Origin of the sequence: Bacillus sp. AFS002410 (assembly GCF_002556365.1) — a bacterium.
Taxonomy (GTDB): Bacteria; Bacillota; Bacilli; order Bacillales; family Bacillaceae_G; genus Gottfriedia.
Genome location: NZ_NUEU01000086.1, coordinates 13,636 through 28,393 on the forward strand (window position 1 = coordinate 13,636; position 14,758 = coordinate 28,393).

The 14,758-nt window shown below is 30.9% G+C and carries 20 protein-coding genes; 16 read left to right on the forward strand and 4 right to left on the reverse strand.

Translation table 11 applies throughout. The features are described 5' to 3' along the window. Positions 1–15 precede the first annotated feature (15 nt). From CN692_RS21810 to CN692_RS21845, 8 genes are all read left to right on the forward strand, one after another. A complete protein-coding gene (locus tag CN692_RS21810) occupies positions 16–405 on the forward strand; it encodes a hypothetical protein (RefSeq protein WP_098121233.1) in 390 nt (129 codons plus the stop codon). 384 nt (positions 406–789) lie between these two features. Next, positions 790–1,110 (forward strand): hypothetical protein, encoded by a 321-nt coding sequence (locus CN692_RS21815; protein WP_098121234.1) that lies wholly within the window; start codon positions 790–792, stop codon positions 1,108–1,110. Positions 1,111–1,256: 146 nt separating this feature from the next. Next, the gene (locus CN692_RS21820) at positions 1,257–1,490 is read left to right on the forward strand and encodes a CPCC family cysteine-rich protein (RefSeq protein WP_098121235.1); all 234 of its coding nucleotides are present in this window, start codon (positions 1,257–1,259) and stop codon (positions 1,488–1,490) included. A 326-nt stretch (positions 1,491–1,816) separates the two neighbouring features. Then, positions 1,817–2,104, forward strand: coding sequence for a hypothetical protein (locus CN692_RS21825; RefSeq protein ID WP_142317563.1), 288 nt, complete (start codon positions 1,817–1,819; stop codon positions 2,102–2,104). A gap of 6 nt (positions 2,105–2,110) precedes the next feature. Then, a complete protein-coding gene (locus tag CN692_RS21830) occupies positions 2,111–2,302 on the forward strand; it encodes a hypothetical protein (RefSeq protein ID WP_098121237.1) in 192 nt (63 codons plus the stop codon). Between the two features lie 145 nt (positions 2,303–2,447). Further along, positions 2,448–2,948 (forward strand): DUF3916 domain-containing protein, encoded by a 501-nt coding sequence (locus CN692_RS21835; protein WP_257131575.1) that lies wholly within the window; start codon positions 2,448–2,450, stop codon positions 2,946–2,948. 405 nt (positions 2,949–3,353) lie between these two features. After that, positions 3,354–3,692: a hypothetical protein gene (locus tag CN692_RS21840; RefSeq protein ID WP_098121239.1), complete on the forward strand. Its 339-nt coding sequence runs from the start codon at positions 3,354–3,356 to the stop codon at positions 3,690–3,692. Positions 3,693–3,742: 50 nt separating this feature from the next. Next, on the forward strand, positions 3,743–4,060 hold the full coding sequence (locus CN692_RS21845; protein WP_098121240.1) for a hypothetical protein: 318 nt from the start codon (positions 3,743–3,745) through the stop codon (positions 4,058–4,060). A gap of 202 nt (positions 4,061–4,262) precedes the next feature. Here the strand turns inward: CN692_RS21845 and CN692_RS21850 are convergent, their stop codons facing one another. Further along, positions 4,263–5,114, reverse strand: a complete 852-nt coding sequence (locus tag CN692_RS21850) for a hypothetical protein (protein WP_098121241.1) — start codon at positions 5,112–5,114, stop codon at positions 4,263–4,265. 203 nt (positions 5,115–5,317) lie between these two features. Here CN692_RS21850 and CN692_RS21855 point away from each other — a divergent pair, with 203 nt between their 5' ends. Then, on the forward strand, positions 5,318–5,773 hold the full coding sequence (locus CN692_RS21855; RefSeq protein WP_218923566.1) for a MarR family winged helix-turn-helix transcriptional regulator: 456 nt from the start codon (positions 5,318–5,320) through the stop codon (positions 5,771–5,773). Positions 5,774–5,798: 25 nt separating this feature from the next. Next, positions 5,799–6,761 (forward strand): aldo/keto reductase, encoded by a 963-nt coding sequence (locus CN692_RS21860; RefSeq protein WP_098121242.1) that lies wholly within the window; start codon positions 5,799–5,801, stop codon positions 6,759–6,761. A gap of 218 nt (positions 6,762–6,979) precedes the next feature. On the opposite strand, the gene CN692_RS21865 is transcribed toward CN692_RS21860, so the two are convergent. Beyond that, complete coding sequence (locus CN692_RS21865) at positions 6,980–7,867, reverse strand: LysR family transcriptional regulator (protein WP_098121243.1); 888 nt, start codon at positions 7,865–7,867, stop codon at positions 6,980–6,982. A gap of 123 nt (positions 7,868–7,990) precedes the next feature. Here CN692_RS21865 and CN692_RS21870 point away from each other — a divergent pair, with 123 nt between their 5' ends. Further along, the gene (locus CN692_RS21870; protein WP_179874513.1) at positions 7,991–8,653 is read left to right on the forward strand and encodes an O-methyltransferase; all 663 of its coding nucleotides are present in this window, start codon (positions 7,991–7,993) and stop codon (positions 8,651–8,653) included. 147 nt (positions 8,654–8,800) lie between these two features. Here CN692_RS21870 and CN692_RS21875 read toward each other — a convergent pair whose 3' ends face one another. Together CN692_RS21875 and CN692_RS21880 are read right to left on the reverse strand one after the other, a co-directional pair. Next, complete coding sequence (locus CN692_RS21875; protein WP_098121245.1) at positions 8,801–9,268, reverse strand: hypothetical protein; 468 nt, start codon at positions 9,266–9,268, stop codon at positions 8,801–8,803. Positions 9,269–9,441: 173 nt separating this feature from the next. Beyond that, positions 9,442–10,326: a LysR family transcriptional regulator gene (locus tag CN692_RS21880; protein ID WP_098121246.1), complete on the reverse strand. Its 885-nt coding sequence runs from the start codon at positions 10,324–10,326 to the stop codon at positions 9,442–9,444. Between the two features lie 155 nt (positions 10,327–10,481). Here CN692_RS21880 and CN692_RS21885 point away from each other — a divergent pair, with 155 nt between their 5' ends. The 5 genes from CN692_RS21885 to CN692_RS21905 all read left to right on the forward strand — a co-directional run bounded on the left by CN692_RS21885 (position 10,482) and on the right by CN692_RS21905 (position 14,740). Continuing rightward, positions 10,482–11,390 carry a DMT family transporter gene (locus CN692_RS21885; RefSeq protein ID WP_098121247.1) on the forward strand — a complete coding sequence of 303 codons (909 nt, stop codon included), beginning with the start codon at positions 10,482–10,484 and terminating at the stop codon, positions 11,388–11,390. A gap of 1,061 nt (positions 11,391–12,451) precedes the next feature. Then, positions 12,452–12,979, forward strand: a complete 528-nt coding sequence (gene pyrE / locus CN692_RS21890) for an orotate phosphoribosyltransferase (protein ID WP_098121248.1) — start codon at positions 12,452–12,454, stop codon at positions 12,977–12,979. A 24-nt stretch (positions 12,980–13,003) separates the two neighbouring features. Beyond that, positions 13,004–13,351: a DUF6054 family protein gene (locus CN692_RS21895; RefSeq protein ID WP_098121249.1), complete on the forward strand. Its 348-nt coding sequence runs from the start codon at positions 13,004–13,006 to the stop codon at positions 13,349–13,351. A gap of 493 nt (positions 13,352–13,844) precedes the next feature. Beyond that, on the forward strand, positions 13,845–14,048 hold the full coding sequence (locus tag CN692_RS21900; RefSeq protein WP_098121250.1) for a hypothetical protein: 204 nt from the start codon (positions 13,845–13,847) through the stop codon (positions 14,046–14,048). Positions 14,049–14,122: 74 nt separating this feature from the next. Next, positions 14,123–14,740: a hypothetical protein gene (locus CN692_RS21905; protein ID WP_257144091.1), complete on the forward strand. Its 618-nt coding sequence runs from the start codon at positions 14,123–14,125 to the stop codon at positions 14,738–14,740. Positions 14,741–14,758 lie beyond the last annotated feature (18 nt).

The following is a 14,758-nucleotide window of genomic DNA, read 5'->3' on the forward strand; positions in this document are numbered from 1 at the left end:
AGGGAGTAGGTACAAATGAACTTTTTAAAAGCTTACTTTTCATCATTTTTCATTTATCTTATTCTAATAATCGGTATTTCTATACCTAATCTTATCGATTCAGATGGAGTATTTAACAACGCGGAATTTGTGGGTTCAACCGGTTCATATGCTATATTCGGATTAATTTTTGTATTAGGTGGATGTGCTATAGGTGAAGGTTTATTCCTTATCTTTAATAAGTCTGCTAAATATTATTATTTCGTGTTGTTAGGATTGTTATATGGTGTATTGATCCTTAAAAAGTTATTCCACGAACCACTTTATGGGAGTTATGATTATAATCTATTTTCATTCGAAATTTTATCAATTACTACAATAGGATCAATGGTGTTTTTTCTGGTTAGAAGTAAACAATTTGATTAAACGAGAATAGAAGGAGAGAACATTGTGTTCTCTCCTTTTGTCATGCCCTTAGCAAAGCTAGCCGAGCTCCTCATAGATAAAATCTACTCAACTCTCCTAAAAGATTCCCCCGCAGACTGCTTAACATTATCTATTGAAATTACAAGATATTGCAAAGGTTGAAGCATTGGCAAAAATTAAGGAAGATAAACAAACATGGCATCAAGAGTATCTTGAGTAAAAATAATCTTATGTAACTAATGCATGCGTATGTTGAACTCCACGATCGGCTGAAAAGTCGTTTTTTTTGTTCAGCTAAATGGCAGTTTTGTTGAACAAGGACATGTTATACTATTAGTAATATTTTTAAACACCAAGAGGAAGTAGAAACGGAGCATATTCTTAATGGATAAAAAAACTACGACAAATAAATATTTACCTTATTTCTTTTCCTATTTACTTGTTTATCCCTGTAGCTTTCCTTTAGTCGTAATTATTGGTTTAGCAACAGCAAGTCTTAGCGAAAGTAAAGCAAATGTGGTTTCTTATATTATTTGCGCTTTAGTAACAATCGTAGGTGCTATTATTTTGAATTCATATTTTAAGAATTCCCTGAAATTGACGAGGAATAATAAACAAACTTGGTCAATTTTTATATCACATTTAATCTTAATTCCATTAACTATATTTATGTATTACTGGGTTACATGGAACTTTTTTAATTAATGAAAATAGCGTATTTGTTATGCAATTAACGCATGCATATGTTGAACTACACAATCGGCTGAAAAGTCGATTTTTTTGTTCAGCTAAATGACAGTTCAGTTCAATAAATATGATATGATAAGCCAATATTGATAGGGGGATTTCAAATGAAAAAATTGTATCCTTGTCCATGTTGTGGTAATAAGACTCTTGAGGAAGAGGAACGTGAAAGTTATGAGATATGTCAAGTATGTTTTTGGGAAGATGATATAGTTCAAAATGAAGACGAAGAATATGAAGGTGGAGCTAATAAGTTATCTTTAAAGCAGGCCAAGGAAAACTTTAAAAAATACCGTGTTAGTGATTTACGGTTTACTGATAAAGTTAAATCCAAAATGTAAAAGATAATTATCTTAAAGTTTCAAATGTTTGTTACTAATAATTTGGGGAACAGAGGATTATATTGCCATCAAAAATAAGAATTTGCAAACTGTTAGTGTTCAATGTGACGATGTCTATTAATTTATTGAGCTATGCAACTAAACGAATGCATTAGTTGAACAACATGAGTTACTTTGGTAGCTCTATTTTTATTCTACAAAATGACAGTATAGTTCAATAAGAGAAAAGAATATTTCACTATTGTGTATCAATTAAGGCCAAATTAATTGGTATAATCATATAGAATTAATTTTAATTAAAATACAATTTAATAAAGGGGTTAAATATGACTAAAATGAATTTACCATATGGAATAACAGGGGGATATTACATGCCTGGAGAGGACCCTGAGCCACCCTCAATAAATAAGTTCGATTTTTATGAAAGATGTAAAAAAATAGCATTAAAAAAACATGTTAAATATGAGATATTAAGAGATTTAGAAGAAGATTATAAAAACTTCTATGCAGTAAAGTTTTTCTTTCAACCTAAACCTATATATGTAGTTGTAAATGTAGCACATCCATTTGTAGCATTCTGTCTTTCTGATGAAAACGGTAAATTTGGAAACTAATTCCCATTGGATTTTATCGACTTTGAAGAGTTGGCAGAAGATTTTTCGGGTTATACAGTTATGAAAGTAATAGAATTGAACAAGCAATTTAATATAGAAGAACATGAGGAGTTAAGAAATGTTCGTACTATTAAAGAACAAGTAAAATATTGGGGCCCAATAACAATTGGTGATGTAATGTTTAATTATTGGGATTAATGTTGGTATAGCCTTTAAATTTCGAATAAATCAATTTAAATATAGTTTTTTCTTATTCAACTAAAGCAATACGATAGTTCAACAACAATATAACAGTAAAGTGAGTGAATATATATTAATGAAAGGTAGAAAAAAGATAAGAGGTTTGAAAAGAAGAATTAATCAATTCAAAAAAGAACTAAGTAATTTGGCATTAGTATTCCCAGATGTACCTTTTAATGGATATTGGGAATTGCATCTACCAGGCAACGGTTCAGAATGGTTAAACTCAGTAAAAACCCCATTAAAAGTTCAAAAACAATGTATTCAAGAATTGATTGATAAAACTGATTATCTAATAAAAAATAAACCTGATGATCGACAAGATTTAAGGGTATTATTAATGCTTGATTTTCATTACTGGTATTCTTCAAAAATCGAAATATGTTCAGTAGATGAAAACTATAAAGGTTTTTCTCCAGAAAGAGAAGATGAATATACTAAATGGGTTGAAATGAAAAGTAATAGGAATTTAGTTGATGAATTGGGATTAGTTATTCCTAACGGTTTAAAAGTAACTGGAATTAAAGAAGAAATAAAAGATAAAGAATTAGTAGATGAAGATATTTTTGGAGGCGAGATTTGGTTTATACATGAAATTAAATAAAAATCTTATGCAACTAACGCAGTGCATTAGTTGAACAACAAGATCGGCTATTTAGTCGATTTTTTTATTCAACAAAATGGCAGGTTAGTTCAATAAGAGCTTTCAAAAAACAACGAAATAAATTCCAATTTATGGTAAAATAAATTAATCCAGTAATTAATTTTTGGAGGTTCTATCTATGAAAAATAACAAAAATTTAATATTAGTTTTTATATTTGGTATCTTAATTGGTATTTTAATAGGCTATTTTGGTATTCCATTGTTAAGCCATTATATTTTCCACTAATGCAACTAACGCATGCACTAGTTATAAAAATGGGAACTGAATGAATCAGTTTCCATTTTTAATTCTGATATAATATTAATAGGTTCGTAAATACATATTGATATCTTGGGGGAAATAATTTGGAAAAAGCTATTAGAAAAGGTCTCATTTATGGCTTTTTGTTTGGTATAGCAATTGCTATTTTATTTATTAAACATTATGAAATTACCACAACATTTGAAGGAAATGAGATTATTTATTTAAACAAATTTGATTACTTAATATTAATTTTAAAGCGTGGCATTGTTGGTTCATTTTTTGGAGCCATTCTAGCTTTTATTATTTTTAAACTCAATGATTCATTAAAACTGAGTAAAAAAATGAAATTTGCTGCCATTGTATTTGGCATATGCGTAGTTGGGCCAGTTATACAATATTTAGTTTCTTTAAGATTAAATGAATTATCGCTGTTCAACTAGAGCATTCGTAAGTTAGAGATTATAGTTTAACCTTATTGAAGGGACTTAAAATGAAAAAGAAAATTAGTGTAAGTTGGTTAATAGTATTATTATTTATTTTTTATTTAATATCGACTTTTGTAGGTGGTTCAACTTTTGAGGATTTTTTAGCAAGGAATAAAAACATTCATTCTGATCGAACTAACCATACAGAAGGATGGACAGGTCCGAATAACGAAAAACTTGATTGGGACTCAAGCGAAGAGCTTTATAGAATTATTTATGTAAGTTATGATTATACCTTTATTAAACCAAATAAAAAAATAATGGAAGTATCTGCAATTAAAATTTTTGGAATTTGGATAGATACTACTAAAAGTAAACAGTAATAAAAAGAGATTAAAAATGAAATAAATTACTTATTGAACTAACGCATATCTTAGTTCAATAAGACTTCCTAAAGTTGTCTAATTAGACAACTTTTTTAGTTCAAACATCAGCATTTAAAAAAGAGGCAACTAAAAATTGCCTCTTTTTAAATGTGCAGAAAAATCATTATCAAGTAATTCCTCAGAGCCTGTAACTAAACAACTAATTAATTCTTGAAAGTAAAGGATCAATATTCACTTTCCATGGAGATAGAGGTGACGTTCTTACCAATGTAAAAGTAATATTGGTTCTAACCCGACCTTTATTTTCTATAAAGAGATTAAGCTCAACTGGTATTTCAGATGCAATAGAGTTTGTTTCTACTTCCCTTGTTTGTGGTGAAGTCCACTGTATAGCATCTATTTTTTCAATTTTCTTAAGTTCTTCTTTGAAATTTTTTTGATCACTTATGGCAATTTTTTTTATCAAACCTTTATCTCCGTTTTTAATCGTAAATAATATTACATTTAGCATTTGGGAAGGTGAGAGGTTATTCGTATATTCATCAAACTTCCCAGCAGCTTTAAGGACCATCAGATGATGAGATAAGTCTGATTTTCCTGTCTTATGTGTTGAGCTTCCCATAAAATGAATGCAAAAGTGACCAGGGAAACCGTTAGGAAGAGAACCTGCTCCATGTGGCATTCCGTGCATGGATGCAGGGATTAGGTTGTCTTGAGCTAAAATTAATACAGCCCTCCTGCGCCAACTCCATTCCCCACCGTATATTTCCTTCATTATCCTAGTATCTTCCCTTGTTAATGGCTGAACATCTGCATGTCTACTACCAGCTCTGCGTTGTACATTAAAGCTCTTTCCACTTTCTACATCGATTACAGTGAACAATGAGTATTTTGGGATTATTTTGTTGACAGCTTCCCAATCTTGAATTTCTATATGAAAGCTAATTGGGCAATGGACTGTTTCGTCTGTCGTAGCGATCATAGCGAATGTAAGTTCTGAAGAGAAAAATAATGCAAGTGACAAAATGACAATAAAAAAAGCTTTTTTCACAGCTATAAGTCAACTCCGATATCTAATAATTGAATACATCTATTTTGTCTAATTTTTTAGAAAAAATAGCTATAAAAAAATTGGGAATATAAGGGATTATTCGTTTTGAAGAAGCTATTCATAACTAGGGATACTACTTCCTTTTACCCAAGGTGTTGACTAATCAACTATAAATCTATAGAATAGGTGTTGATTAGTCAACAATGAAATTGGTGGTGATTACAATCGAAACAGAAACAATGCATTTCATTATGCTAAACAGCAAGATTTTTAGAAATACCCAAATTTATTTAGATAAAGTTATCAAAAAGTACGAACTTAGTAGTGGCTCATTTTTATATATAATTTCTTTAGAAAAAAATGAGGGAATAAGCCAAAATAAACTGAGTGAAGAAATCGGTCACGATAAGGCAATGTCGGCAAGGACGATTAAAAAACTAATCGACTTAGGATATGTATATAAGGAACAACATGAAAGTAATAGTAGGGCTTATCGGTTGTATTTAACGGAAAAAGCTAAAGATATTTTGCCTGAGATTCATGAAAAAATTCAGGAAATGGTGACTTTATTTACAGAAGAGTTAACTGAGGAAGAATTGCTTATTACGATGAGATCTTTAAAAAAGATATTTAATAGTACAAACAAATTTCGAGAGTAGAGATGGAGAAGCGGAGGAATTTAAAATGACTTATAAAAATAATGGCTTAGAACTTCATAAAATTGGATTAGGTTGTGGCGGGATGATCAAAGACGATAATAAGTCTGAAAATATCGCTACCATCCATGAAGCACTTGATTTCGGAATTAATCATTTAAATACAGCAGATTTTTACGGTTTTGGAAAAAGTGAAACTGTGATTGGTGAAGTTCTTAAAGGCAAAAAAAGAGAGAATGCTTTTGTTTCTCTTAAGTTTGGTGTATTGGCTGAACCAAATGGAGCATTCTATGGATTAGATGTTAGACCATTATCGATCAAAAACTATTTAACGTATTCACTTAAAAGATTAAATTTAGACTATATTGACCTGTATCAACCAGCGAGAATTGATTTAGGTATCCCTGTAGAAGAAACGATCGGAGAAATTTCTGACTTGGTTAAAGCGGGCTATGTAAAAAATATCGGAATTACGCAAGTTGATGCAGATACATTAAGAAGAGCAAATTCTGTTCATCCGATAAGCTTCATCGAGACGGAATATTCGCTTTTCAATAGAAGTATGGAAAAAGAAATTTTACCAACTGCACGGGAGCTTGGCGTGGGTGTAGTAGCATTTGGCGCGCTTGCTCATGGACTGCTTAGTGGTACTTTCTCAAAAACCAATTCAAAATCATATATCCCGATGTTTGCTGAAGGAAATATAGACAAAAATCTTGAACTTGTAGAACAATTACGCAAAATTGCAGATGAGAAAAACGTCACAATCCCGCAGTTGGCACTTGCATGGCTATCATCAAAAGGTGATGACATTATCGCTTTAGTTGGTGCATCAAGACGTACTACTCTTAGAGATTCTCTAAAGTCTGTAGACATTAAATTAAGTGCCGAAGATATAGCAAGAATTGAAAAAGCAATACCTGAAGACCAAATCGCTGGAAGTAGCTTTCCAAAAATGGAATTTAAAAATGGGGTAAGATTTAACTCATAATATCAAGCACACCAAAAGTTTATTTTAGTAAACAATTGGTGTGCTTTTTTGTTGTTCAAGATTTTATTATATTAAAAGCAGCTGCAGCTTTTGGTCTAGCCAAACTGATGCGAAAATAGTAATCATTAGTGGCCGACCTTTCATTGCAATTTTCAATTCGAGCGATGCAATTTATTTTGAAAAATTGCAAACAAAAAAAGGGATTTATATTCTTCAACTCACAGACTATTTTTAACAATTTCTATGAATTTTTCCACAAGTAAGCTATGCTTCTCAGCTTTTCTTGTCCAAATAGCGATTTTATTTTTTATATGTATATCCTGTACATACACTCTTGCCAATTGTCCATTATCTACATACTCACTAACAGCGAGAGATGAAATAAAACTTGCGCCATATCCAGCCATTACGGAACGAATTGTTTCATTAATCCCACTAAATTGAAGGGAGATTTTTGGTGGACTTACTTGGTGAGTTTGACATAAAGAAAAAAGGTGATCCCTCATCGAACTTCCTTCTTCACGCATAATAAATGATTCTTTAACCATCTCGACTAATGAGATAGTTTTATTAGCAAACGGATGAGTAGGAGATACAACGAACCAAAGTTCATCTTCAAATAAATCTTCCCACGTTACTTCTTCTGGTCTTTCCGATACCCCACCACCATAAATTGCAATATCGGCTTTATAATGTATGAGTTGCTCAAATGCATCTTTCGTATTAGCGGTTGTAATGACTAAATTTACATCTTCATTTGCACTTTTAAACGTAGCTGCCCATTTAGGAATTAAAAAATTTGCAGGGAGATATGTAGCAACAATTTTAATTGTTCCTTTCTTGGCAAGTCGATAATCCTCAATAAAAGATTCGATATTCTCTTCAAGAGTAACAAGATTTTTTGCTTTTTCTGCTAATGCGATTCCGAATTCAGTTAAAACAACTCCTCGACCTTGTTGCTTAAATAAAGGAACGCCAATTTCATGTTCAAACTTTTTAATTTGGCTAGAAACTGCAGGTTGACTAATACACAACAATTTGGCTGCCTTTGTGAAACTACCTGTGAGTGCTACTTGATAAAATAATTTTAATCCATGTATATTCATCATTTCACCTCTACCTATAACTTATAGTTATGGATAAATAAAAATTATATATTTTTATTATGATTTATTTTATTATACACTTTTGTTAGAAGAATTAGAAAATATAGAAAAGAGGTTACCATTATGATGAATGACGTTTGGAAAGATGTAGATGAATATTTTATTGATAAACTAATACCATCTGATGCAACACTTGAAGGAGTATTGAAAGCTAATAAAGAGGCTGGTATTCCAGAAATTGATGTCTCACCAACACAAGGTAAACTTCTATACCTATTAGCTAAAATTAAAGGAGCTAAAAACATATTAGAAATCGGTACCCTAGGTGGATATAGTAGTATATGGCTTGCACGCGCACTACCTGAAACTGGTAAAGTATACACGCTTGAAATTGAACCGGAGTATGCAAAAATAGCTAAAAAAAATATAGAGAACGCTGGTTGTACGAGCAAAGTTGAAATAATTGTAGGAAAAGCATTAGAAACCTTGCCTAGCCTCAAAGAAATAGGTAAATCTTTTGACTTAATTTTTATTGATGCAGACAAACCAAATAATCCCCATTACATAAAATGGGCATTAGAATTAGCCAATAACGGGGCACTAATCATCAGCGATAATGTCGTTCGAAATGGTGAAGTTATTGACGAAAATAGTGAGGATGACCGAGTCCAAGGTGTACGTAATTTTATGGATCTATTAGAAAAAGAACCTCGTATTGAATCTACGGCTATACAAACAGTTGGTACTAAAGGATACGATGGTTTTGTGATCAGTATCGTAAAATAAAGTAAAAGGCTGTGCCAAAATTTATTTGGACACAGCCTTTTACTATCTACTTTAATCCTATGACCGCCGAAGCAGTCGATTGTTGTACAACTAAAAAACTAGTAAGGCTTGAGCGCTCCTTAACTGAGCAACAAATCCTTATTTTAGTTACAATAAATCAAAATTTTTAGTAATAGTGAAAGAGCTACTTAATTCCTTTATCAATTTCTCAAAATCTTTCATTAATAGATTATCAATGTAAATAACAACTTCTTCCTCAGAATGCATTGCTAAGATAAATTTTTCACTAATAACATATGCTCTTTCTATTTCTTCAACTTTTATTTCTTTTCTTGAACTAAATATACCTTGATGATGGATCGTAAGTATATTATTCTCTAAATTCAAATAATCAATAGAATTAAGTCTGATAAAAAATAAAGATTTTGGAATAAATAACAAAAAAAGAATCATGATCGGTATTAAAGGTATTAAGAAGAAAAGATATGTATAACGGAATACATCCCAATTTGCATATACCAAAAATACTATGAGTAAGAAAAATATAAAAATACTTGATAAAATACTATATCCAACCAACTTTGCTTTTGAATGTTGTTTGTATTTTAGTTTCAAAATTTTTCCCTCTTTCTAAAACCTAAATTGAAATAGAATAATAGTAGTATATTCGCTAGATTCTTTATAAACTCCTTTCAGATAATCTACTATTTACTTCAATAAAAAAATCGACTTTTCAGCCGATTTTCTAGTTAAATTAAAGAACTGACTTTTCATAAGCATCATGTGATTTAATCAGACTGTTCAATTGGTAATTTTCTATAGGATAAATATTCTAAAAATCTCTTGGCTGCAAGTGACAGTGATTTTTCCTCTCGCATAGCAACACCAATATTTCGAAAGGCAGGTACTTCTAGCTCCTTCGATATTACTTTGTAAGGGATACGTTGTAAAATTAATTCTGGTAATATACTGATGCCTAAACCGTTTTCTACCATAGATAAGATCGCATAATCATCCCATGTTGTAAAATGTATTAAAGGTGATATTTGATTTTTTTCAAAAATTTCCGATATATCTGCTTTTCCTCCTTTTTCTAGTAACATAAATGGACTGTTCTCTAATTCGCTGAGTGGAAACTTGTCACAATTAGCAAGTGGATGGTCTTTAGGAATTACTGCAAGCAAACGATCTTCCTCCACAAAAATTGTTTCAATTTCTACTTTTGTCGGTAACCTTAAAAATCCAAAGTCAACACGTCCTTCTACAATCCAGTTTTCAATTTCAGAATAATCGCCTAAAAGGAGTTCAAAATCAATATTTGGATAATCCTTTTTAAAGAATTTAATCATATTGGGTAACCAATGAGTTGCCACGCTTGAAAAAGTTCCGATCCGGATCATTCCTGATTTCATATCATGCAAGTCTTCAACCTGCATACGTAAAATTTCATGCTCATTACAGATTCGTTTTAACTGAGGCAATAATTTTAAACCATCAGATGTTAAAGTGATTCCGGTACGTCCTCTTTCAAAAAGAGTAACTTTCCATTCTGCTTCTAAATCGCTAATCATACGACTGATGCCAGATTGTGTATAATTTAATGCATCAGCAGCTCCTGTAAAACTTCCATACTCAACTGCTTTGACAAATGCCATATATTTTTGGATATTCATAACTCGACCTCATTACCATTCGATTTTGTCATAGATAACATGATAAACATTCAATTTTGTAATATATATAATTATGCTATTCTAACCCTATTCAAAATTCAAGTTTGAAAGGGATGGGGTAGTGATGATTATGGGGAAAGTACTTTGATTGACCGATGAAATCTAAAATACAGTTTATATTATCAATGATTATTTTTGGTACGATTGGTTTAGTTGTAAGATCTATTAATCTATCTTCAAGTGAGACGGCTTTACTAAGTAGTTCAATCGGATGTGTATTTTTAGTGTTCGTGTTTTTTGTGATGAAAAAAAGTATTCCGTGGAAATTAGTAAAAGCAAGTGCTTCCATCATATTGCTTTCTGCAATTGCACTAGGTGGAAATTGGATTTTCCTCTATAAATCATACGACTATACGACAGTCACAAATGCAACATTAGCATACTACTTTGCACCAGTATTTGTTATGATTCTCTCACCTGTAATCCTTAAAGAACAATTATCTATCAAAAAGGTTATTTGTATTGGCGTTGCAATAATAGGTATGTTATTGATTGTTGGAAACGGTATAAGTGCATCTGGAAAAGACGACCTACTTGGAATCATTTTTGGATTAGTGGCAGCAGCATTTTATGCTGCATTAATGTTATTAAATAAATTTATTCAACACATAGCCAAGTTAGAGATTACAATCATCCAACTTGGAATAACTGCCATACTTCTTTTGCCTTATGTTCTGTTTACGGAGGGACTCGGCATCTTAGAAGTACCAAGATCATCTATACTCTTTATTATCCTATTAGGCATTATAAACACCGGAGTTGGATTTTGGTTATTTTTCTCGGGTATGCAAAATTTAAAGGGGCAGAGCATAGCTATGTTAAGCTATGTAGATCCTTTTGTAGCTATATTGATTTCAGGGGTTATCTTACAAGAACAAATGACTGTTGTTCTAATGATTGGTGGAGCATTGCTACTAGGTTCCACATTTGTTAGCGAATATCAATCAAAGAAATTTTCTAGACTACAAATGAGAAAAACAGCTGAATTAATTAATAAACAGTGAGAGCATTCGTTTCTCACTGTTTTGTATTTTATGTGTTTTAATACAGCACATGGTTATGTATTGAATCATGTAAATTCATTCTAGATTTTATGTAACTAACGCACGTGTTAGCTTAATAAGAGTTACCTATGTAGTTGTGATATGAAAAAGGATTGTGCTGCAACTAAAATTATAATTATCGATAAGACAAAGAAGGCAATTGACCGACTTTTCTTTTTTAAAATATATTGCTCTATTCCCGATAAAAACATAGATAACGCAAGGGTTGTTCCTATAAGACCAGAATAGAAAAAATTAACCGGATATGATTTTAAAGAAAAAATAAAAAATACTGTGATTGGAATTCCCAATATCATTTGAGTAATTACGATAGGCTTTACCCTGTTCTTAAAAAAACGATTGCTAAATGTCATTTAACGCAATCCCTTCTATCTGAATAAAAAATATGTCTGTGTCTATACAATCAATCATGCTGTGTAACTAATGCGTCCAATAAACTATGAAATATAATTTTAAAAATTAATGTCTATAGGTAAAAATGAAAATCAAAAATACTGGAAACATCAAAGCACTGATCCATCTTGGAAATGGCACATTAAATTTACCTAATATTTTTCTAGTATGATCCTCACACAATACAGCTAGATTTACCATTAAAAAACATATTAATAAGAATAATTTAAAAGAAATCTTCATATGCGAAAGCAACAAAAAAAATATCAAAAGGAAAATCATCTCAGTCAGGAATTCAGCTAAATCATTTTTTCTAACATTATTTTTAAAAAGCCATTTTGTATATTTCTTTAATAACGACAGTTCTAATCCCTCCATAAATTTATATTGATTTATACATTAAAATGTAAAAGTTAATGTATATAAAAAGAAAAATAAATAATATTGTTCATTACTCAATTATATATCAACTTCATTAACTGTAACTTGGGAAAATTTTGTCTTTTTCACTTCAAATAAAATAGGATAATTTGCTTTTGAAACTTAGACAGAAGAATCGCTAAAATTAATTGAAACTAAATGTTTTAACTTTTAAGGGGGATTTAATAATGGATAAAGCTCAATTAGCGCAAGAAATATACAATATTGCCCATTTAACAGGCGAGTTTACATTAAGGTCGGGATTAGTGTCGAATGAGTATTTTGATAAATATTTGTTTGAATCGAATCCCAAACTTTTAAAAGAAATAGCAGAACAACTAGCAAACTATATACCCGAAGGAACTGAGGTATTGGCAGGTTTAGAGATGGGTGGGATTCCGATTGCTACTGCTTTATCTCTAAAAACGGGAATTCCAGTAGTGTTTGTTCGAAAAGAAGCAAAAGCCTATGGAACTTGTAAACTTGCAGAAGGTGCCGATATAAAAAATAAGAAGGTTTGTATTATAGAAGATGTAGTCACAACCGGTGGGCAGATTAAGCTTAGTGCTGAAGATTTAAAACAAGTTGGTGCAAATGTAACAGATGTATTATGTGTAATTGACCGTCAACAAAATGGGAAAGAAAACTTATATGAAGCGGGATTAATTCTTCATTCATTACTAACGATGGAAGACTTAGTCACTGTTTCAAATTAAATCTTATATATAGGAGGAAACACGATGAAACATTACTTAGAATTCACCGTAAATGTAAAGCCAGATGAAGCTACTAAATTTATTTTGGAAGACTCAGATTTAACATCTAATTTGATTTTTCAGGATCGTAAAGTAGCTGGTGAGAAAGTAATTGTAATTCTAGTATTCGAGAAATTCTTTTTTAGAAACAATAGTACAGCATCATTAACAGTTACAATTGATGACTTTAGTAGTGTGACATATGTGAAATGTATTTCCTCAGGTAATGGAGAAGGATTACTTGATTTTGGTTGGGGAGCAGGAAAAAGTTTTATCAGACCAATTAGAGAAATATTGGAAAATCATATACTGGACATCATTGAAGATAATTAATTTTAAAGGACTGTTTAAATGCAGTCTTTTTACTATACCTATTTTCGTGCGGGAGTTAATTTTTAATATATATTAGGCTGAAAATAACCCAACTCAGTATTAGAGGGTATTTGAATAGTATTGTAGAAGTCATCTTATTAGGAGAATCAAAATCTCATTTTTCGAGTAAGGAGTAATAATATGCTTAAATCCAAAGTAGGAGTTTTAGTCTTTTCAGTCCTTATACTTTTCGCACTATACTTAATCATTAATCAGTCACATTAATTGAACGGAAATAATGAAGAAAATATTAAATTCAAAAACATGCCTAAACGAAAAGACAGTGGATTTGAATTTAATTGTGAATACTTTGATAAAAATGGTAAGCAAATTTCAGAAGAGGGTTTAGAGGAATAATAAAATTGGAAAAAAATGTATCTATTTGTTTGAGGACAAGATAAACTACATATACATACACAAGCATCTTTGATCGTTAGAAAAGAGGCGAATGTTCTTGGAACAATTAAAAAGAAGTTATAAAGTTTCAATCTTAATTTTAATCGCTATAAGTATTGGATTCTTAGCAAATTTTGTGGAGAATCATATACTACACACAATATTAGTAGCAGTAATTTCCTTTATCGGATTAGTAGTAGCAGGTCTGCTATATACTTCAATTGAAAAGGGAATTGATCAATTAAATAAATCAACTAATTAGTTTGCTTAAAAAATCAAGACTTGTGTATGTAGGAAGAACATTATTGTTCTTCCTTTTGATGCGTATTTAATAGAATGAAAGAACGTAAGGAAGGTTTAAAGAAGTTGAAGAAAAGTCTTTTACTATTATCAATTATTAGTAGCATAATCGTTATCATTTTTGAATTTACACAGTGGCACATCGAGGACATTTTAACAGTATTTCTAATGCCTTTTGTTTGGTTAATTGTATTTGGATTTTTTTTATTTGTTACAGTTATCAGTTTCATATTCTTATTTAAAAATAAGAATTGGAAGCCGGTAGTAGTACAAATGATTACTATTTTATTATTAATTTTCGTACCTTTTAATCAAATCGTTTTAAACGCGGAATTTAAAGAACATAAATCTGAAAGAGAAAAAGTAGTGAAGATGGTATCGAATGGATCTCTAAAGCCAAATGTTTCATATAACAAAACGCTAATCCACCTTCCAAAGAAATATGCTCCGCTATCTAAAGGTGGTGGAGATATCGTAGTTGAAGGTGATGGGAATAATATAAAAATCTTATTCTATACTTTTCGAGGCGTACTAGACAATTTCTCTGGATTTGTCTATTCTCCACATACGAAGCCGTCCTTAAATGATTTTGGCGGTGACTTTAAACAAATTGAAAAGTTAGATAAAGATTGGTATTTTGTTGGTTCTTATTAAAAACGGAGGAGTAGTCCT